This is a genomic window from Micromonospora sp. NPDC023956, assembly GCF_040639195.1.
GTDB lineage: Bacteria > Actinomycetota > Actinomycetes > Mycobacteriales > Micromonosporaceae > Micromonospora.
On sequence record NZ_JBEZZN010000004.1, the window covers coordinates 80,431 to 100,845 of the forward strand.

General features: G+C 74.8%; 15 protein-coding genes. 6 read left to right on the plus strand and 9 right to left on the minus strand.

Going from position 1 to position 20,415, the window contains the following annotated elements:
• The first annotated feature begins 121 nt into the window (after window positions 1-121).
• A complete protein-coding gene (locus AB0F58_RS09995) occupies window positions 122-3,211 on the plus strand; it encodes a hypothetical protein (protein WP_357140677.1) in 3,090 nt (1,029 codons plus the stop codon).
• Between the two features lie 190 nt (window positions 3,212-3,401).
• Here AB0F58_RS09995 and serS read toward each other — a convergent pair whose 3' ends face one another.
• The 5 genes from serS to AB0F58_RS10020 form a co-directional block, all read right to left on the minus strand.
• On the minus strand, window positions 3,402-4,691 hold the full coding sequence (gene serS / locus AB0F58_RS10000) for a serine--tRNA ligase (RefSeq protein WP_357140679.1): 1,290 nt from the start codon (window positions 4,689-4,691) through the stop codon (window positions 3,402-3,404).
• Between the two features lie 201 nt (window positions 4,692-4,892).
• Window positions 4,893-5,957 (minus strand): MerR family transcriptional regulator, encoded by a 1,065-nt coding sequence (locus AB0F58_RS10005; protein ID WP_357141794.1) that lies wholly within the window; start codon window positions 5,955-5,957, stop codon window positions 4,893-4,895.
• A gap of 47 nt (window positions 5,958-6,004) precedes the next feature.
• Complete coding sequence (locus AB0F58_RS10010) at window positions 6,005-7,249, minus strand: saccharopine dehydrogenase NADP-binding domain-containing protein (protein WP_357140681.1); 1,245 nt, start codon at window positions 7,247-7,249, stop codon at window positions 6,005-6,007.
• A 100-nt stretch (window positions 7,250-7,349) separates the two neighbouring features.
• Window positions 7,350-8,492, minus strand: a complete 1,143-nt coding sequence (locus AB0F58_RS10015; RefSeq protein WP_357140683.1) for an alcohol dehydrogenase catalytic domain-containing protein — start codon at window positions 8,490-8,492, stop codon at window positions 7,350-7,352.
• Window positions 8,489-8,776: a hypothetical protein gene (locus tag AB0F58_RS10020; protein ID WP_357140686.1), complete on the minus strand. Its 288-nt coding sequence runs from the start codon at window positions 8,774-8,776 to the stop codon at window positions 8,489-8,491. Before AB0F58_RS10020 ends, AB0F58_RS10015 begins: the two co-directional genes overlap by 4 nt.
• A gap of 218 nt (window positions 8,777-8,994) precedes the next feature.
• Here AB0F58_RS10020 and AB0F58_RS10025 point away from each other — a divergent pair, with 218 nt between their 5' ends.
• Window positions 8,995-11,628, plus strand: coding sequence for a LuxR C-terminal-related transcriptional regulator (locus AB0F58_RS10025; protein ID WP_357140688.1), 2,634 nt, complete (start codon window positions 8,995-8,997; stop codon window positions 11,626-11,628).
• Window positions 11,629-11,670: 42 nt separating this feature from the next.
• Here the strand turns inward: AB0F58_RS10025 and AB0F58_RS10030 are convergent, their stop codons facing one another.
• Window positions 11,671-12,222, minus strand: coding sequence for a DsbA family protein (locus AB0F58_RS10030; protein ID WP_357140690.1), 552 nt, complete (start codon window positions 12,220-12,222; stop codon window positions 11,671-11,673).
• Between the two features lie 109 nt (window positions 12,223-12,331).
• Complete coding sequence (locus tag AB0F58_RS10035) at window positions 12,332-13,021, minus strand: BON domain-containing protein (RefSeq protein ID WP_357140693.1); 690 nt, start codon at window positions 13,019-13,021, stop codon at window positions 12,332-12,334.
• A 278-nt stretch (window positions 13,022-13,299) separates the two neighbouring features.
• On the opposite strand from AB0F58_RS10035, the gene AB0F58_RS10040 reads away from it, so the two are divergent.
• The 3 genes from AB0F58_RS10040 (at window position 13,300) to AB0F58_RS10050 (ending at window position 18,854) form a co-directional block, all read left to right on the plus strand.
• Window positions 13,300-15,114: a hypothetical protein gene (locus tag AB0F58_RS10040; RefSeq protein WP_357140696.1), complete on the plus strand. Its 1,815-nt coding sequence runs from the start codon at window positions 13,300-13,302 to the stop codon at window positions 15,112-15,114.
• Window positions 15,115-15,334: 220 nt separating this feature from the next.
• Window positions 15,335-18,082, plus strand: coding sequence for a cellulose binding domain-containing protein (locus AB0F58_RS10045; protein WP_357140699.1), 2,748 nt, complete (start codon window positions 15,335-15,337; stop codon window positions 18,080-18,082).
• Between the two features lie 133 nt (window positions 18,083-18,215).
• Window positions 18,216-18,854: a maleylpyruvate isomerase N-terminal domain-containing protein gene (locus AB0F58_RS10050; protein WP_357140702.1), complete on the plus strand. Its 639-nt coding sequence runs from the start codon at window positions 18,216-18,218 to the stop codon at window positions 18,852-18,854.
• Window positions 18,855-18,923: 69 nt separating this feature from the next.
• On the opposite strand, the gene AB0F58_RS10055 is transcribed toward AB0F58_RS10050, so the two are convergent.
• Complete coding sequence (locus tag AB0F58_RS10055) at window positions 18,924-19,331, minus strand: hypothetical protein (RefSeq protein ID WP_357140705.1); 408 nt, start codon at window positions 19,329-19,331, stop codon at window positions 18,924-18,926.
• Between the two features lie 221 nt (window positions 19,332-19,552).
• The gene (locus AB0F58_RS10060) at window positions 19,553-19,696 is read right to left on the minus strand and encodes a hypothetical protein (RefSeq protein WP_157748954.1); all 144 of its coding nucleotides are present in this window, start codon (window positions 19,694-19,696) and stop codon (window positions 19,553-19,555) included.
• Between the two features lie 333 nt (window positions 19,697-20,029).
• Here AB0F58_RS10060 and AB0F58_RS10065 point away from each other — a divergent pair, with 333 nt between their 5' ends.
• Window positions 20,030-20,401: an STAS domain-containing protein gene (locus AB0F58_RS10065; protein ID WP_357140710.1), complete on the plus strand. Its 372-nt coding sequence runs from the start codon at window positions 20,030-20,032 to the stop codon at window positions 20,399-20,401.
• The last annotated feature ends 14 nt before the right edge of the window (window positions 20,402-20,415 follow it).

Genomic DNA, 20,415 nt, shown 5'->3' on the forward strand with positions numbered 1-20,415 from the left:
GCCGGGAGGCGGATTGCGTCAGCACGGGCGGCGGACACGCCGGACCACAGCGGATCCGGGCCGGATCTCCCCGTGGCGCGATCAGACGGCGGGACGCCGTCGGTGGCACCTCGTCCGAGTCATGTCCGTGGTGGTCCTCCTCGCCCTGACCGGGCTGTTGCTGTGGCAGGTGACTCCCGGTGTCGCGGCGTTCTTCCGCCGGCCGCTCGGCGAGCAGGACCAACAGGCGAGCGTGCTGAGCATGCTGATGACGTCCGTCGGGCTGCTGGTGAGCGTCGCGGGACTGGTCGTGTCGATCCGACAGACGCGCAGGGCCGGCGCGCCGCAGGGCTCCACGGCCCCCGAGGTGGCGGCCTCCGGGGCCGGCGGCCGGGAACAGCGGGACCGGGTAGCCCGGGACCGGCTCGAGGCACACCTGGGCCCCCAGGGCGGTCTCCGCCGTTTCGGGGAGGGGACGAGCCTGGCCCTGGCGCTCCGGGTCCACCAGGCGATCGAGTTGCCGCCGCACCCTGCGCCACCGGTCCGCGAGGCCGACGGTGGTCGCTCGTTCCGGAGGCCCCGGCGCGATCGTGCAGCCGACGCCGACGCCGACGCCGCCACCGGAACCGGCCGGGAGGCTCTGGACCCGGTCCTACCGACCTGGGTCGCGCGAGATCAGGAACCCCGGGTACGGAGCTTCCTCACGCAGGCGCGGCGATCGGGTGGCTTCCTGGTGGTGGTGGGCGACTCCTCGACGGGCAAGACCCGGTTGCTCTACGAGACCGCGCGGACGGTCCTGGACGGCTGGGCGGTCCTCGCGCCGGCCCTCGGCGACGGAGACCTGCTCAACCTGACCGCCACCGCAGGTTTCGAGCTTCCACCGCTGGTCGTCTGGCTCGACGAACTACACCGTTTCCTCGACGGCCCCCACCTCGCCCCCGGCTCCACCCCGATCACGGCCGAGACCGTCCGGTTGCTCCTCGACCGGCCCACACCGGTGGTGATCCTCGGGACCATGTGGCCGGAGCACGCCCAGGCCCTGCGCGCGATCGACACGGATCCGGTGACGCACCAGCAACACCCCCGGCATCCCCGGGCGCTGGACGTGCTGGACCACCGACTCTGTCGTACGGTGACCCTCGGTGGCTTCAGCCCCGGGGAACGTGCTGCCGCAGCCGCACTGGCCGCCGCCGACCCCCGGCTCGCCGTAGCGGTGGCCGACCGCCACTTCACCGTGACCGAGGTGCTCGCCGGTGCTCCCGAGATCATGCGCCGCTACGAACAGGGCACCCCGGGCCAGCAGGCCATCCTGTACGCCGCAGTCGATGCCCGCCGCCTCGGGGTCCAGGCGCCACTGACCATCGAGCTTCTCGCCGCCGCCGCCCGGGGCCATCCCGGTACCGTCTCGCCGGACGACGACTGGGCTACCGACGCGATCCGCGAACTGAGCCGCCGTACCGGTCCCACCGACCGGTCCACCGCCCCGCTCCTGACGATTCCCGACCCGGCCCGTCGCAGCGTGGTCGGCTACGACGTCGCCGACTACCTGCTCCAGCGCCTCACCGAGAGCCGACGCGACCAGCGGATCCCCGCAGTGACCTGGGACGCGCTCCTCGAACACGTCACCGACCCGGACGACGCCGCACGTCTCGCCCGGAGCGCCCGCAGCCGCCTGCTCCACCGCTACGCGATCCCGCTACTCCAGCGCGCGGCAGCCGCCGGCAGAGACTCCTCGGCGGACCACCTCGCCGACCTGCTCGCCACCCCGGAGCACCTGGAGTTCCTGCGGGACCAGGCCGACTCCGGCGACGACGGGGCCCGGTGGCGGTTGGTCGAGGTGTTGGCCGCCCGGGGCGACCTCGAGGGATTGCGCGCGTTGGCGGAGGCCGGTGACCGGGTGGCCCGATGGCGGTTGGCCGAGATGCTGGCGGCACGGGGTGACCTGGAGGGCCTACGGTTCCGGGCGGACGCCGGGGACTCCCGGGCCGCCGCCGAACTGTCCAGGGCACTGGTCGGACGGGGCGACCTGGAGGGTTTACGGTCCCGGGCGGACGCCGGTGACGACCGGGCGGTCGCGGAGTTGGTCACGGTGTTGGTCGCGCGGGGTGACCTGGAGGACCTGCGTGTTCGCGCCGGGTCGGGTGACCGCGAGGTGCGGTGGCGGGTGGCCGAACTGCTGGTCAGGCGGGGCGACGTGGAGAGCCTGCGGGTGTCCGCGGAGGCCGGTGACCGCGAGGCCCAGACGCGGTTGGCCGAGGTGCTGGTGGCGCGGGGTGACCTGGACGGGCTACGCACCCGTGCCGACGCCGGTGACGGGGCGGCCCGGGGGCGGTTGGCCGAGGTGCTGGTCAGGCGGGGTGACCTGGAGGGTCTGCGGTCCCGGGCGGACGCCGGTGACGATCGGGCCGCGACGGAGTTGGTCAGGGTGCTGGTGGCGCGAGGCGATCGGGACGGTTTGCGGACCCGGGCCGAGTCGGGTGACTACAACGCCCGGTGGTGGCTGGCCCAGGTGCTGACGGCCCGGGACGACCCCGACGGCCCCGCGCGTGCCGACGGGACCGCTGGGGAGGCGGTCAGGGCGTTGGTCGCGCGGGGTGACCTGGCCGAGTTGCGGTCCCGGGCGGACGCCGGTGACGACCGGGCCGGTAGGGAGTTGGTCAGGGCGTTGGTCGCGCGGGGTGACCTGGACGGCTTGCGGGCCCGCGCCGAGTCGGGTGACGACGATGCCCGGTGGGAGTTGGTCGAGGTGCTGGCGGCGCGCGACGACCTTGACGGCCTGGGTGCCCTCGCCGACGCCGGTGACCGGACGGCCCGGACACAGCTGGTCGAGCTGCTGGTCGCGCGGGGCGATCGGGAGGGTCTGCGGTCCCGGGCGGACGCCGGTGACGATCGGGCCGCCGTCGAGCTGACCAGGGTGCTGGTCGCCCGGGGCGACCTGGGCGAGTTGCGCGCCCGTGCCGACTCGGGTGACGACCGGGCCGCTACCGAGCTGGCCAGGGCGCTGGGCGCGCGGGGCGACCTCGACGAGCTGCGGACCCGTGCCGACGCCGGCGACGACGTGGCCCGATGGGTGTTGGTCAACATGTTGATCGCCCGTGGTGACGCCGACGAGCTGCGCTCCTGGGTCGACCGGGGCGACCACGGGGCGGCCCGGCACCTCGCGGACGTCCTCGAGCAGCGCGGCGACGTGCACGGGGCCCAGCAGGTGAGACAGTTCGGACTGACCCCCTGACCCGGCACGCGGGACGACGATCCGCGCTGGGTGGCGCCCATCCGCTGCCCCACCGGGAGGCGTGCTCCCGCACGTCGGCTGTGCCACGGACCGCGATGGCACGCCAGGACCCGAGTCGCGGGCACCGCCTGGGCCGCCACGAGCGGTCACCCTGCACCCGACCGGGTGCAGGGTGACCGCTCGGCAAGGATCAGCGGCCGGGCGGGACCAGGCGGTCGGTGCCGAGCCGGTCGCGGAGCACCTCGGGCACCAGCACCGAGCCGTCGGGCTGCTGGAACTGCTCCAGGATCGCCGGGAAGAGCCGGCTGGTGGCCAGCGCCGACCCGTTCAGCGTGTGCACGAAGCGGGTCTGCTTGCCGCCCGGCTCCTTGTACCGGATGGCCGCCCGGCGAGCCTGGTAGTCGCCGGCCCAGGAGACCGACGAGACCTCCTTGTACTTGCCGGTGCTCGGCATCCACACCTCAATGTCGAGGGTCTTCTTCATGGACGCGCTGGCGTCCCCGGCGGAGAGCAGGGTGCGCTGGTAGTGCAGGCCCAACCCCTCCACCAGGCTCTCCGCGTGGGCGAGCATCTCCTCCAGCGCCGCGTCCGCCTGCTCGGGCAGGGTGAACTGGAAGATCTCCACCTTGTTGAACTGGTGGCCCCGGACGGTGCCGCGCTCGTCCGAGTGCGAGCCGGCCGACTCCCGCCGGTAGCAGGGGGTGTAGGCGAACGCCTTCAGCGGCAGCTTCGCCGGGTCGAGGATCTCGTCCTGGTACGCGCCGAGGATCGCCGTCTCCGACGTCGGCAGCAGGAACTGCCCGCGCGCGGTGGACTCCCGGTCGAGGTGGTAGACGTCGTCGTGGAACTTGGGGAACTGCCCGGCGGCGTACCCGGCGCTGTGCAGCAGCAGGTGCGGCGGTAGGAGGAACTCGTACCCGGCGGCGATGTGCCGGTCGACGAACCAGTTGAGCAGCGCCCACTCCAGTCGCGCCCCCCACCCGGTGTACATCCAGAAGCCGGAGCCACCGAGCTTGACGCCGCGCTCGTGGTCGACCAGGCCGAGGGCGCGGGACAGCTCCACGTGGTCGCGGACCTTCTCGATCGCCGGCGGCTCGCCGAAGACCTTGACCACCCGGTTGGCCTCCTTGCCACCGGGGAGCACGTCGTCGGCGGGCAGGTTCGGCAGCTCGCTCATGCTGGCGCGCAGCCGGGACTGCACCTCGTCCAGCTCGGCCTCCAGCTCGGCGAGCTGCTTGCGGCCCGCCTCGGGGGCGGAGACCTCGGGCTCGGTGCCGGCGCGCTTGGCCGCCGCGTACGCCCGCGCCTCCGCCTTGCGGCGCTGCCGCTCGGCGTCGATGGCACTGATCAGGGCGCGTCGGTCCTGGTCGAGCTGCCCGATCTCGTCAAGGGCCCGCGTGACCTCGGCGGGATCGAGCCGCTTGGCGAGCGCGGACGCGACCGCCTCCCGATCCTTCCGGATCAACTCCATGTCGAGCATGCTGCTCCGTACGCTCCGTCCGGGGCCGTCGGGTGGGACCACCAGATGGTACCGTCGCGCCCCCGCCGGCCGGGCGCCCCCCGCGCGCCCGGCCGCCTGGCGGTCCGCCCTCCCTGGATCGGCGATATCGGGGCATCACTCGGACAGGAAGCCCCGACATCGCCGGAACCGCGCCCGGGAGGGGGACGGCGCCGGGAGGCGTCAGAGCTTGATCGGCATCAGCAGCGAGTAGGTCGAGTCGTCGTCGGGGCGGCGCACGGCCAGCGGGGTGATCGGCCCGTCCAGCTCCAGCACGAGCTGCCCCCCGCCCGCCGCCTCCAGGGCGTCGAGCAGGAACTCCCGGTTCACCCCGACCCGCAGGTCGTCCCCGGTCGGGGCCTGGTCACCGTCGACCACGTCCAGGCCGCCCCGGTCGTCCACGCTGAGCACCGTGACCTCGTACCGCGTCCCGTCGTGCTCGCGCACGACGGTGGGCGCACCGCCCAGGGTGGCCCGCAGCGCCGGCACGTCCACCGTCGCCCGGCGGGCCGGCGCGGCGGCGACCGGGTTGCGCAGCAGCCGCCGGTGGTCGGGGTAGTCCACGTCGACGGCGGAACCGGTGACCTGTTCGCCGCCGACCGCGACGGTGATCCCTTCGGCGTCCACGGTCAGGGACGCGTCCCCGGCCGGGTCGGCGGCGAGCAGCGCGCGCACCCGGTCGGCGACGTCCACCGGGACCGGCACCCGCAGCGGCGGGCCGGTGACGGCGGCGGGCGCACCGGCCACCGCCAGCCGGAACCGGTCGGTGGCGACCAGGGTCAGGGTGTCCGGGCCCACGTCCACCAGGACGGTGGCGAGCTGCGGCAGCTCCGGGTCGCTGCCCACGGCGAAACGGACCGCGTCGAACGCGGCGGCCAGGGCGGTGGCGGGCAGGGTGAGTCGGGTGGTCATGACGATCTCCTCGTGATCGAGCAGGGCACGGATCCGGGAGAGTTCACGGCGGGCGTCGACGAGCCCGTCCTCGAGCCGGTGCAGGTGCGCGTCGAGCAGCCCGTGCACCACCGCCGGTTCGGCGGCGGCGACGGCGGCGGTGATGCCGGCCAGCGGCATCCCCACCCGGCGCAGCCCGGCGACCAGTCGCGCCGCGCGCACCTGGTCGCCGGTGTACCAGCGGTACCCGGTGTGCGCATCCACCCAGGCCGGGGTCAGTACCCGGGCCCGGTCGTAGAAGCGCAGCGCGCTCACCGTCAGGCCACTGGCCCGGGCCAGCTCGCCGATGCTGAGCAGTTCCCTCTCCACGAGCACCGATGCTGGTCCCTCGACCTGGTCGAGGGTCAACCCGTCCCGCCGGTCGGCCCGTTGCCGGCCGGTGCGCCGCCGGTCGGCCCGTTGCCGGTCGGCGTGCCGGCGTCGATCACCCTGACGGTGATGCCGGCCCGGACCAGGCGCTCCAGCAGCGCGTCCCCCATCGCGGTCACCGGGGTCACCTGGCCGGCGGTGGCCGGCAGGTCGTCCAGCGCCAGGCAGAGTGCCGACTCGGCGAGCATCTTGGCGGTCTCGTCGTACCCGGGGTCCCCGCCGGCCACCTCGGTGACCACCCGCCGCCCGCCGCCGGTGCCCACGAACCGCACCCGGAACCACGACGTCGCCCGCTGTTCGGGCGTCGGCCCCTGTCCGGAGGCGAGCCGGCCGTGCAGCCAGCGCCGGGTCGGCGGCACCTTCACCAGTCCGGCCACCGCCCCGAGACCGACCGCGCCGGCCAGCACCGTCGGCAGCCGCTTCACCGCCGCGAAGTGCCGGTAGGTGAAGTCCGGGCCGTACTCCGGCCGGGCCGCCGCCGAGCGGCGGACCACCTGCGGGTCGATGGTGGGCAGCGGTACCGCCCAGAAGCCCAGGTCCGCCCGGCGACCGATGCGCCCCGGTACGGCCCGCACCCGGCGTCCCGCCGGCCGGGGCTCGGCGGCCCGGCGCTGGCGCGCCGTGCGGCTCATCTGCGTCGACCGCTCGAACGCGGTCAACGCCGAGTGGTACGTCCCGGCGGAGAACCGCCCACCGGCCCGGACGAACCCGTCGACGGCGACCGGCCCGTCCGTGGGCAGGTGCTTGAGGGTGAACCAGACCCCCAGGTCGTACGGGATCGAGTCGAAGCCGCAGGTGTGCACCAGCCGGGCCCCGGTCCGTTCGGCCTCGGCGTGGTACCGCAGGTACATCAGGTCGACGAACTCCGGCTCACCGGTGATGTCCAGGTAGTCGGTGCCGGACCGGGCACAGGCGGCGACCAGCGGCTCCCCGTACCGCAGGTAGGGGCCGACGGTGCTGACCACCACCCGGCTGCTCTCCGCCACCGCGCGCAGCGACTCCGGATCGGTCACGTCGGCGGTCAGCAGCGGCAGCCCGGCCAGCTCCGGGTCGACGGCGGCGAGGCGGTCGCGCACCCCGGCGAGCTTGTCCGGGTTGCGCCCGGCCAGCGCCCAACGGAGCCCGGCCGGGGCGGTGCGGGCCAGGTAGGCGGCGGTCAGCGCCCCGGTGAAGCCGGTCGCGCCGAACAGGACGAGGTCGTACGGGCGGGATGCGGACACGATGCCGAGTCTCCCACCCGTGGGGGGTGTCTGCGGTGCTGGCGGCCGGCAACCGGCTCAGCCGGCGACGGGAACGGCTCAGCCGGCGGCGGTAACCGGCTCAGCCGGGGGAGAAGAGGACGCGGACGCAGCCGTCCGTCCGGTTTCGGAACAGGGCGTACCCCTCCGGTCCCCGGTCCAGCGGGAGCCGGTGGGTGGCCAGGTGCTCGGTGCGCAGTTCGCCGCGGGCCATCTGCTCCAGCAGGGTCGGGATGTGCCGGGGGCCGTGCGGACGCGCCCCGCGTACGGTCAGCTCCTTGCGTACCACCGCACCGGCCGGGAAGGTGTCCACGAAGTCGGTGACGTCACCCAGCACGACCACGGTCCCGCCCTTGCGGCAGGCGTGCACCGCCTCCCGCAGTGCCAACGGGGTGCGGGGGGCACGGCGCAGCCGATCGGCCAGCGACCGGGAGCCGCCCACCGCGCCGGCCGCCTCGACGCACACGTCCGGGCCCCGGCCACCACTGCGTTCGCGCAACTCGGCGGTGACGTCGGCGTGCCGGTAGTGCACCGTCTCCGCGCCGGTGTGCCGTTCGACCATGCGCAGCCGCTCGTCGTGCCGGTCGACCACGACGACCCGTGCCGCGCCCCGCAGCACCGCCGCCCGGGCGACCAGCTGCCCGACCGCGCCCGCGCCCCAGACCGCGACGACGTCCCCCGGACGCACCCCGCCGACGTCCACCGCCGTCCAGCCGGTCGGTGCGGCGTCCGAGGCGAACACGGCCCGCTCGTCGGGTACGCCGTCCGGCACGGTGAACGCGCCGACGTCGGCGTACGGCACCCGCACGTACTCGGCGTGACTGCCGGCGAAGCCGCCACCGGCCGACGGGTGGCCGTAGCAGCCGGCGGGCGCCTGCCCCCAGGCCAGTTCCGCGGCGACCGGGTCGACGCTGCCGTTGTCGCAGCAGGAGTGCTGGCCCTGCCGGCAGTACCGGCAGCGGCCGCAGGCCACCACGGAGGCGACCACCACCCGGTCGCCGACCCGGTGCCGCCGTACCCGGGGACCCACCGCCACCACCTCGCCGAGGAACTCGTGCCCGAGTACGTCCCCGGGGCCCAGGACGCCGCCGTCGATCAGGTGCAGGTCGGTTCCGCACGTGGCGCTGCACCGGACCCGCACGATGGCGTCGTGCCCGTTGCGCAGCTCCGGATCGGGCACCTCGGCGACGGCCAGCCGGTCACCCTGCCAGCACAGCGCCCTCATCCGGGCGCCGCCCGTTCGGTGCGGGGCCGGTCCGGCCGTAGCGGTTCCCCAATCTCGGCGCGCTGCCGTACCTCCCGCAGCGCGGCCCGGAGCACCTGGTCCGGGTCGTCGCCGACCAGGTGTGCGGCCAGCCCCGCGAAACGGCCGTCGGGGGCGCGGACGGCCAGTTCGGTCCCCCGGTCACCCGGGGCCGTGCGCAACCGCACCTGCACCCCGTCGCCGAGCCGGGCCAGCGGCTCCGGCAGCCGTCCGCCGGGCAGCACCTCCTCGACCGGACGGTCCACCGTGACCACCTGCCACCGCCCGACCGGCACCGGCCGCCTCGCGCGTACCACGGATCGTCACCCGCCTTCCGTCGTCGCCGTCTCCCGGCCGGCGACGTACCGCCGGACTCCCCGCAGTCTGCCGACCGGGCGGGTGAAGCCGGTTCCCCCCGAAGGGGTGAACGGCGTGAGGCCGGGTAACCGCCGGCCGCGACCGGGGAGCACGGGGAGGCCGACAGATGCCGGAGCAGTCGAGCGGGGCGGGTCCGACCGTGCCGCTGCTGGCGTCCCGGTTGACCGCGCCCCCGCTGCCGGAGCCGGTGGTGCACCGCCCCCGGCTGCTGCGCCGGCTGGACGCGGGTACCGACGGGCCGGTCACCCTGGTCCGGGCACCTGCGGGCTGGGGCAAGAGCACCCTGCTCGCCGCCTGGGCCCGGACGGCCGGGTCGACGCCGACCTGGCTCTGCGTCGAGCCGGGCGACACCGCGGCGCGGCTCTGGTCGTACCTGGCCGCCGCGCTGGGTGTCACGGACCTGCCGGCCGACCGGTCCGACCACCTGGAACTGCTCGCCGCCGCCCTCGCCGGACGGGACCGCCCGGTCGTGCTCGTCCTGGACGACCTGCACCGGGTGACCGAACCGGCGGCCCTGGCCGGGCTGGAGTTCCTGCTCCGCCACGCCGGGCAGCTGCGCCTGCTGGTCGCGGCGCGAACCGATCCGGCGCTGCCGCTGCACCGGTGGCGGCTGCGCGGCGAGCTGACCGAGATCGACGCCGACGAGCTGGCGTTCACCACCGACGAGGTCACCGAGCTGCTGACCACGCACGGGGTGGTGGTGCCCCCCGCCTCGGTGCCGACGCTCCGCGAGCGCACCGGAGGCTGGCCGGCGGGACTGTGTTTCGCCGCGTTGGCCGCCCGGACCGCCGCCGACCCGGCCGCCGCGGTCACCGGGTTCGGTGGGGAACAGCCGGACGTCGCCGGGTACCTGCGGGACGAGGTCCTCGCCGGGTTGCCCGGCGCCGACGTCGACCTGCTGCGACGGCTCGCGGTGACCGGCACGGTCTGCGACGACCTGGCCGCCGCGCTGACCGGGCCGGCCGGCGGGGACGGGCGGCTCGCCGACCTCGTCCGGTCCACCGGGTTCCTGCACCCCGACGGCCTACGCTCCGGCTGGTACCGCTGCCAACCGCTGCTGGCCGACCTGCTCCGCGCCGACCTGGCCAAGCGGCCCGACGGAGAGCTGCGCGAGCTGCACTCCCGGGCCGCGGACTGGTACGCCGGGCAGGGCCGGTCGGCCGACGCGCTGCGGCACGCGCTCGCCGCCGGCGACTGGGAGCGCGCCGCCGACCTGGTGGTCGTCGGCTGGCCGGAGCTGGTCCCGTACGACCCGGAGCCGGCCGGAGCACCACCGCCCGCCCCACCGGTCGGCCGGGTCGACCGGGACCCGGAACTGGCCCTGGCCCTCGCTCTCGACCACGCCCGGTCCGCCGACCCCTCCGCCGCCGCCCACCACCTGCGCGTCGCGGTCGCCGCCGCCCGCGACCTGCCCGCGCCGCGCCGGGACCGACTCCGGTGGCTGGTCGCCGCGTTGGAGATCGCGCTGGCCCGGCTGGCCGGGGACCCGGCCGGGGTACGCGCCGCCGCCAGCCGGCTGCGCGGGCTGGTCGGCTCGTCGACCGGCCCCGGCGACGACCCCCGCTCGGGCGTCGGTGACCGGGCCGACGGACACCTGGTCGCCGGCACCGCCGACGCGCTCGCCGACCTGGCCGAGGGCGACCTGCCCGGCGCCGGGACCGCCTTCGACCGGCTGTCCGCCGAGGCCCGGCAGGCGGGCCGGACCCGCACCGAGCTGCTCTGCCGCAGCCGGTCCGCCCTGGCCGCGGCGTGGCACGGCCGGCTCCGCGAGGCCGAGCAGGACGCCCGGGAGACGCTCGGGGGCCCGGTGACCCCGGCTGACCGTGGTCACGCGTACCTGGCCCTGGCGGTCGTGGCGCTGGGCCGGGACCGGCCCGGCGAGGCCGAGGCGGACCTGGCGCGCGCCGACGGCCCCGGCCACGACCCCACGGTGGCCGCCGTCGCCGCGTTCTGCCGGGCGCAGCTCGGGCGCGACCCGGTCGCCGCCCAGCATGCGCTGGCCGGAGCCCGCCACCGGCTGACCGACCGCCCCCGTGCCCAGGCGCTGGCCGACCGGCTGCTCGCCGCCGAGGCCGACCACTGCGCGGTACGCGGCGACCCGGCCACCGCCCGGGAACTGCTGGACGCCGCCGCCGGTCCGGCACCGGCCAACCCGGAGTTGGCCGTGGCGCGCGCCCGGGTCGAGCTGTACGCCGGTGATCCGGCGGCGGCCGGCCGCGTGCTGCCTCCGTGGGACACCCCGGCCGCCGACCGGTGGCCGGTGTCGGTACGCCTCGACGCCGGCCTGCTCGACGCCCTGCTCGCCCGACGGGCCGGCGACACCCGCCGCGCCGGCCGGGTGCTGGAACGGGTGCTGGAGCTGGCCGCGGTGGACGGGCATCGGCGGGTGTTCACGGACGCCGTGCCCGGGGTGCGGGACCTGCTCGCCGCGCACCTGGACTCCGGCACCGCGCACTGGGCCTTCGTCACGGACCTGCTCCGGCTCGGCGATCCGACCGGCGCCGACGAGGCGGCGCGGTGCGGTGGCGAGCCCGGCCGGGGACTGGACGAGCCGCTGACCGAACGGGAGCTGACCATCCTGCGGTACCTACAGAGCATCCTGTCCAACGTGGAGATCGCCAGCGAGCTGTCCCTGTCGGTGAACACCGTCAAGACGCACGTCCGCAACATCTACCGGAAGCTGGACGCCACCCGACGCCGCGAGGCGGTCCGCCGCGCCCGCGAACTGCACCTGATCTGAGCACCGGGTGTGGCCGGCACGCACCCGGCACCCGGGCGGGCGTCAGTCGTCGGTGGCCTGGTCGACGGCGGTGAGCAGGTCCGCCACGGCGTACCCGTCCTCGTGGCAGACGCCGTTGACGAAGAGGGTCGGCACGCCGCTCACCCCGCTGTGGATGCCCCCGACGAAGTCCCGCCGCACCCGGTCGGCGTGCGTCCGCTGGTCCACCTCGACGCTCACCTCGTCGGGGGAGATCCCCAGCTGCTCGACGCCGACCGTCAGGTGCACCGGGTCGAGCTGGTCCTGGTGTTCGTACAACCAGTCGTGCATCTCCCAGAACCGGCCGCGCCGCCCGGCCGCCTCGGCGACCTGGGCCGCGCTGTCCGCGTACGGGTGGACGTTGGTGATCGGGAAGTGCCGGTAGACCAGTCGGACCAGGTCGCCCCGCTGGCGCAGCACGTCCCGCAGGTTCCGGTAGGCCGCGCCGCAGTGTCGGCACTGGAAGTCGGCGTACTCGACGAGGGTCACCGGCGCGTCCACCGGGCCCCGTGCGTGGTCGGCGTCGGTCACCGGCACCCGCAGGCGGGCCATGGTGACCTGGAGCGACGTGGTCATCGCGCCGCTCACCTCCTCCCCGTCGGCCCGGCCCGGCGGTCCGCGCCGGTCGGCACGGCCCAGGGCCGGTCACGGGTTCCAGCCTGCGGGCGCTACGGGTGAGCCCGGTTCACCCCGCCGGGGTGGTCCGGACCAGGAGGCGGTTGTGCACCTCGGTCACGCCCGGGGCGGACCAGGCGATCCGTTCCGCCTCCGCCCGCTGCGCCGTGGACCGGACCACCCCGTCCAGGACGACGGTGTCGTCGTACACGTCGACCGAGACCCGGACGGTGTCGGCGGCGACGCCCCGCTCCAGCGCGCGGAGGATGCCGGCGGCGACCTCCGGGCCCGGGGGAGTGGTCCGGGGTCGCACGGCGATGCCGTTGCTGACCCCGCGCACGCCGGTCAGGCGTCCCACCGCCCGGTCGGCGGCCCGCCGCTGGTACTCCCAATCGACCCGGCCCCGCAGGGTCACCCAGCCGTCGGCGACGGTCACCTCCACCGCCTCCACCGCCACGAACGCGTCCCACTCCAGGGCACGGGCGGCGGCGAGGGCGATCTCCTCGTCGGTGCGCCGGGCGGAGCCGGCCAGCCGGACGGTGAGGTCGTTCGCGACCGCCCGGACGCGGGGGACGCGGTGGGCGGCCCGCTCGGCGGCCCACTTCTTGGCGTAGCCGTCCACCCACCCGGTGAGGGTCACCACGCCCTCGGTCACGGTCACTCCGATCTCGTGCGGCTGGACCCGGGGCTCCCAGGTCAGCTCGTCCAGCACGTCGGCCTGGATGTCGTGGTCGGTACGGGTGATCGTCGCGCTGCCCATCGGAGGGCTCCTCTCCGCCGGTGGTGTCCTCGTCCGCCGGCCGGGACGTCGCTGGTGTCCCGGCCCCTAGGCCCGGGGCGTCGCCGAGGCCCCGATCCGCCGGCCGTGGCGATGCTGGTGTCCTGGCCCGCCGGGCGCGATGCTGCCCGTGGGGAGGGTGAGCCGCCCTCACCCGGACCGGAGGAGCGGTGTCGGGCGGATGGGACGGGCGTGACAGCCGGGCCGTGGTACGGCACGATCTGGATCGATCGAGTCACAGTCGGCGACGAGGGCGGGCGATGAGCACCGAACGGGAGACGGCCCCCACCCCGGCCCACCTCCGGGACCGGGTCGGGTGGGCGCTGTGGCGGTTGGCCCGGCACGAGTGGACCCTCGTGGTACTCGGCTCGTTGCTGCTGGCGGCGATGCTGACCTGGCCGACCCTGCGGGACCTCGCGGGGACGATCCCGCAGGACACCGGGGACCCGACGCTCCAGGCCTGGCAGGTCGCCTGGGGCGGGCACGCCCTGCTGACCGACCCGACCAGCCTGTGGCACTCGAACACCTTCCACCCCGAGCCGTACACCTACGCCTACTCCGACACCCTGCTCGGGTACGCCCCGTTCGGCATGGTGGGGGACGGCCCGGTGGCCGCGGTGGTCCGGTACAACCTCCTCTACGTGCTGGTGCACGCCCTGGCGTTCGTGGGGGCCTACGCGTTGGCCCGGCAGTTGGGGGCGGGGCGGGCCGGGTCGGCGGTGGCCGGGGCGGCCTTCGCGTACGCCCCGTGGAAGCTCGCCCAGGCGGGGCACCTGCACGTGCTCTCGGTGGGCGGGATCGCACTGTCGCTGGCCATGCTGGCCCGGGGGCACGGCTGGTCGCTGCGGCACGGTTACCGGCCGGACCGGGCCCGTCCCGGCTGGGCGGCGGCCGGCTGGGTGGTCGCCGCCTGGCAGGTCAGCCTGGGCTTCGGCATCGGCCTGCCGTTCGCGTACGTGCTGGCGCTGGTCTGCCTGACCGCCGCGGCCGGTTACGGCTGGGCCTGGTGGCGACGGGGCCGGCCGCCCTTCCCGCGTGGCCTGCTCCTGGCCGACCTGGCCGGCGGGGTGTTCTTCGCCGGGGTGGCCCTGCTGATGGCCGCCCCCTACTTCGAGGTGGTCGAACGTCATCCGGAGGGCCGGCGCACGGTCGCGCACATCGAGATGTTCTCCCCGCCGCTGCGTGGCTTCCTGACCGCGCCGCCGGAGAACTGGCTCTGGGGGGAGCGGCACGCCGCCGCCCGGGAGACGCTCGGCTTCCCCAACGAGATGACCCTGCTGCCCGGGGTGGTGCTGCTCGGGCTGGCCTTCTCCGGGCTCCTCCTGTCCACCTGGCGGCTGCGGCACCGGCTGCTGCTCCTGGCCGGGGTCCTGGTCAGCGTGGCGCTGGCCGCCGGCACCACGTTCCTCGGCGACGGGGACCCGGGCTACGCCACCCTGGTCGAGCACGCGCCGGGCTGGGACGGCATCCGGACCCCCGGCCGGCTGGTGCTCTGGACCACCCTGCTGCTCGGCATCCTGGCCGCCGGCGCACTCACCCGCGTACCGGCCGACCGCGCCGCACCACCGGCACCGGCACCGGCGGAGCCGACCGGGCAGGACGTACCGGAGGCGGCCCCGGCCGCCCGTACCGACCGCTTCGCCCGCTGGGGGCGGCTGGTGCTGGTGGTACCGCTGGCGCTGGTGCTGCTGGAGGGGGTTAACCGGACCCCGCACGTGCCGGTGCCGGAACAGCCGGCGGCGCTGCGTGGGGTGGACGGACCACTCCTGGTGCTGCCCAGCGACGGCATCCGGGAACTGCACGTGATGCTCTGGTCCACCGACGGCTTTCCCCGGACGGTCAACGGGCTGGCCTCGTTCACTCCGGTCAGCCAGGCCGAGATCCGCGCGGCCAGCCTCAGCTTCCCCGACGCGGGTTCGGTGGCCTACCTGCGACAGCGGGGGATCCGGACGGTGGTGGTGCTCCCCGGGTACGCGACGGGTACCCCGTGGGAGGGCGTGGCCGAGCGGCCGGTGGACGGACTGGACATCCGGCGGGAGCAGGTCGGCGACGGGTTCGTGTACCACCTGGACTGATCGGACCCGCTCCGGAGTGGGCAGACTTAGTTGGGAGCGTTTCCAAATCGGGGTTCGACCGGTTAGGGTGAGGTCCTTCCACGGTCGCGGGAGCCAGCGCGCGGGTGGGGGAGTCGGGCAGCTCCCCGGATCAGTCGTCCGCCCGGCGGCGGCCGTCAGGCCGGCGTGCCGGGTGCCCCGGAGCCCTGCCCGGGGTCGCTCCCCCCGAGAGGAACCGCTGATGCGGAGAAGTGTCGCCGGCGTGGCCGCGTCCGTGCTGGCAGCCGCGGCGGCCGTGCTGGCCGTCCAGGTCACCGTCGCCCCCTCCGGTTCGGCCGCCGCCGCGGCGGCCGAACCCTACTCCTGGAAGAACGTCCGGATCGACGGTGGCGGCTTCGTCCCCGGCATCGTCTTCAACCCGACCGAGAAGAACCTGATCTACGCCCGCACCGACATCGGCGGGGCGTACCGCTGGGAGCAGTCCAGCCAGTCCTGGACACCGCTGCTCGACTGGGTCGGCACCGACAACTGGGGCTGGAACGGCGTGGTCAGCCTCGCCACCGACCCGGTGCAGACCAACCGGGTCTACGCGGCGGTCGGCATGTACACCAACGACTGGGACCCGAACAACGGCGCGATCCTGCGCTCGACCGACAAGGGCGCCACCTGGCAGGCGACCGAACTGCCGTTCAAGAACGGCGGCAACATGCCCGGCCGGGGCATGGGGGAGCGGCTCGCCGTCGACCCCAACCGGAACAGCATCGTGTACTACGGGGCCGAGGGCGGCAACGGCCTGTGGCGCAGCACCGACCACGGCGTCACCTGGGCGAAGGTCGCCAACTTCCCGAACGTCGGCAACTACGTCGCCGACCCGAACGACTCCAGCGGCTACCAGAGCCAGAACCAGGGCCTGACCTGGGTCAGCTTCGACAAGAGCACCGGTACGGCCGGCTCCGCGACCCAGACCATCTACGTCGGGGTGGCGGACAAGCAGAACCCGGTCTACCGGAGCACCAACGGGGGGACCAACTGGGAGCGGATTCCCGGTCAGCCGACCGGGTACCTCGCCCACAAGGGGGTGGTGGACCACGTCGGCGGTCACCTCTACCTCGCCACCAGCGACACCGGCGGTCCGTACGACGGGGCCAAGGGTGACGTCTGGAAGTTCACCCGGGCCACCGGCGCGTGGACGCAGATCAGCCCGATCCCGTCGAGCAGCACCGACGCGTACTTCGGCTACTCCGGGCTGACCATCGACCGGCAGCAGCCGAACACCCTCATGGTGGCGACGCAGATCTCCTGGTGGCCGGACGCGATCTTCTGGCGGAGCACCGACGGCGGCGCGACGTGGAGCCGGATCTGGGAGTTCACCAGCTACCCCAACCGCAGCAAGAAGTACACCATGGACATCAGCACGGTGCCGTGGCTGGACTTCGGGGTGAACCCGAACCCGCCGGAGGAGACCCCCAAGCTGGGCTGGATGAACGAGTCGGTGGAGATCGACCCGCACGACTCGAACCGGTTCCTGTACGGCACCGGCGCGACCATCTACGGCAGCACCGACCTGACCAAGTGGGACACCGGCGGCACGTTCACCATCCGGCCCGTGGTCAAGGGGCTCGAGGAGACCGCCGTCCTCGACCTGGTCAGCCCGCCGAGCGGCGCGCCGCTGGTCAGCGCCCTGGGCGACATCGGCGGCTTCCGGCACACCGACCTGACCGCCGTGCCGGGCAAGATGTTCACCCAGCCGGTCTTCACCAGCACCACCAGCCTCGACTTCGCCGAGAGCAAGCCGGCGGTCATGGTGCGGGCCGGCAACTTCGCCGACGCCGACCGCCCCAACGACAGCCACGTCGCGTTCTCCACCGACGGCGGCGCGAACTGGTTCCAGGGCAGCGAGCCGGGCGGGGTCAACAACGGCGGCACGGTCGCCGCGGCGGCCGACGGCAGCCGCTTCGTCTGGGCCCCGGGCGACGCCGGCCAGCAGGTCGTCCACTCGGTCGGCTTCGGGACCTCGTGGACCGCGTCGACCGGCATCCCGGCCAACGCGACCGTCGAGTCCGACCGGGTCAACCCGAACAAGTTCTACGGCTTCAGCGGCGGCAAGTTCTACGTCAGCACCAACGGTGGGGTCAGCTTCACCGCCACCGCCGCGACCGGGCTGCCCGCCACCGGCAACGTCAAGTTCAAGGCCCTGCCCGGCAAGGAGGGCGAACTCTGGCTCGCCGGTGCGGGCGGCCTGTGGCGCTCCACCAACTCCGGAGCCAGCTTCACGAAGTCGGCCGGCGTCAGCACCTCCGGTAACGTCGGCTTCGGCAAGGCGGCCCCCGGGCAGACCTACCCGGCGCTCTACCTGTTCGGCACGGTCGACGGCCAGCACGGCGTCTTCCGGTCCGACAACGTCGGCGCGACCTGGGTCCGGATCAACGACGACAAGCACCAGTACGGCAACGCGGGTGAGGCGCTCACCGGTGACCCGCGCGTCTACGGCCGGGTGTACCTGGGCACCAACGGCCGGGGCATCCTGGTCGCCGACCGGCTGGGCCCCGACCCGACCACCCCGCCGCCCGGCACCACCCCGCCCCCGACGACCCCGCCCCCGACCACGCCTCCGCCGACGACCCCGCCGCTCACCACGCCCCCGCCGACCACCCCGCCGCCCACCACGCCGCCGCCCACCGGGACGGGCTGCACGGCCACGTACAAGGTGACCGGCTCCTGGCAGGGCGGCTTCCAGGGCGAGGTGACCGTCCGCAACGCCGGCACCACCGCGATCGCCGGCTGGACGGTGGGCTGGACGTTCCCGAACGGCCAACAGATCAGTCAGCTCTGGGGCGGCCAGCACACCCAGAGCGGCGCGTCGGTCTCCGTCCGGGACCTCGGCTGGAACGGCGCGCTCGCCGCCGGTGCCAGCACCAACGTCGGCTTCCTCGCGAGCTGGACCGGAGCGAACGGGGTGCCCGCGGCGCTCACCTGCACCGCCCGCTGACCCGACGACCGGCCCGAGTCGGGCCACCCGGACGGAACGCGCTCCGGGTGGCCCGGCCGACGGCCGACGGCTCCACCAGGAGTCGGGCCGTCCGCCGTACGATCAGGCCCGCTGACGACTGAGGGGTGGGTCGATGAACCAGACCAGGACCGCGTACCTGACCGCAGCCCGCTCGGCGGTGGCCCTGCTCGCCGAACCGGTGGTGGCCCGGCGCTGGGCCGAGCCGAGCGCGCTCGACGGGCTCCGGGTGGGTGGCCTCGCGGCGCATCTCGGCGCACAGGTCCTCCGGGTGCCGACGGTGCTCGACCAGCCGGTCCCGTCGGAGGAGCCGATCGACCTGCTGACCCACTTCGGCCGGGTGCCGTGGGTCCACGCCGGGCCGGACGCGGAGGCCAACGTGGCCGTCCGGCGGATCGGGGCCAGCGCGGCGGAAGCCGGGCCGGCGCCGCTGCTGGCGCAGGTCTCGGCAGCGCTGGACGGGGTGGCCCCGGCGCTGGCCGACGCTCCGGCCGACCGGGTGGTGGCGGTGCCACCCGGCGGCTGGGCGCTGACCCTCGACGACTATCTGGTGACCCGGCTGGTGGAGATCGCCGTGCACTCCGACGACCTGGCGGTCAGCCTCGGAATCGACCCGCCCGAGCTGCCGGCCGAGGTGATCGACCCGGTGCTCGGCCTGCTCACCCGGCTCGCCGTCCGGCGGCACGGGCAACCGGCGGTGCTGCGGGCGCTGTCCCGGGCGGAGCGGGCCCCGGCCGACATCACCGCCATCTGACCGCGCCGCGAACAGCGCGAACCCCTGGTCACCACCGCGGTGGCCAGGGGTTCGACGGTTCGGGCCGGCTCAGGTGTCCAGGTTGGCCGGCGAGTTGGGGCGGTCGACGTCGACGAACTCGATGTCGTCCGCCTCCCGGTCGGCCCGGCCACCGACGGCACGTGCCGCCGATCCGGCCGCCCAGCCGATCGCCGCCCCGGCGAGGGCGGCGCCGATGAGCAGCGCCCAGGGCAGGGCGGGTCGGCGGCCGGCGAGCGCGTCGAAAGCGAGCACCGCCCGGCGGCGGGCCTGCTCGGCGGCGCCGCCGACCAGGTCGCCCGCGTCGTCGGCGAAGGTCAGACCGTTGCGTCGGGCGGACCGGGCGGTGTCGCGCACACTGTCGCCGGCCGATTCGACTGCGGACGTCAGGTGTCGCCACGCCTGGTCCGCGATCCGCTCGGGCTTGCTGCGGCGTTCCAGCAGGGTGGATCCGATCATCCTGATTACCTCCTCGGGGTACCGGCGGTCACAGCGGACCACGGCGTCGGGCCGGCGCGAAATGGCGCCCACCCGTCCGCCACGTCGCCCGTTCGGGTGAACGGCCCGGCCGGGCGGGATACCACGTGCCCCGTCCGGCGTCCGGGCAAACCAGGTCGGTGATGTCGATCACCGGCGGCGCGGACCGTCACCGGGCGTGATCGGCGGCCCGGTCGCCCGGGTCAGCGCAGCGTCACCACCGCGACGCCGCGGGCGAAGTCGTCGTCGTCATCGTCGTCGTCATCGCCCGCACCACCGAAGCCGCAGGCCAGCACGAGGGCGAGGAGGGCGCCCACGCCCGCCAGTCCGAGCAGTCTCTTGATCATCTATGGCTCCCTGGTCGATGTCGGTCGGTTCCGTGGGGCTGATGCTAGGCAGGCCGGTCAATGCCGGGGTCGGGTGGACCCTACCGGTCGGGCACGCCAGGACGGACGGATGTGCGCCGCCCCGACAAGCGCCCGCTAACCTTGGTCGTGGTGCGCGAAGATCCGCGACCGGGTTTCCCGGGGGGAAGGAGAACCGGAAATGGGCGACTTGTCGCTCCTGATCCGTGAATTGCTCATCCCCGGGGGTGGCGACCGAGGCTGTCGGAGGAATACTCTCGGTCGCGGCCCGCGTACTGATGAGGCGCCCGGAGACGGGCGAGTGGAGGTGCTCGCGTGAGCCTGTCGATCGTGAAGTCGGTCCTGTCCGGTGGCGTCATCGAGATCGCCCCGCGCGGCGAGATCGACGTCGACACCGCGTACGAGGTGCGCGAAGCCGTCGTCGAGGTGCTCGCCAAGGGGCGTCCGACGCGGATCGAACTGAACATGAGGCTGGTGACCTTCATCGACTCGGTCGGCATCAGCGCGATGGTCGCCGGCTTCCAGACCGCCGAGGTGAGCGGCGTCAAGTTGGTCGTCACCGAGCCCAGCCGGTTCGTCCACCGGCAGCTCTGGGTGACCGGGCTGCTCGGCCTCTTCGGCGCGCCGGAGCCGTACTTCGCCGGGGCCGCCGCCGCGCCCCAGCCCGAGGTGCTGCCCGGCGCCTGACCGCCCCGCGCGGC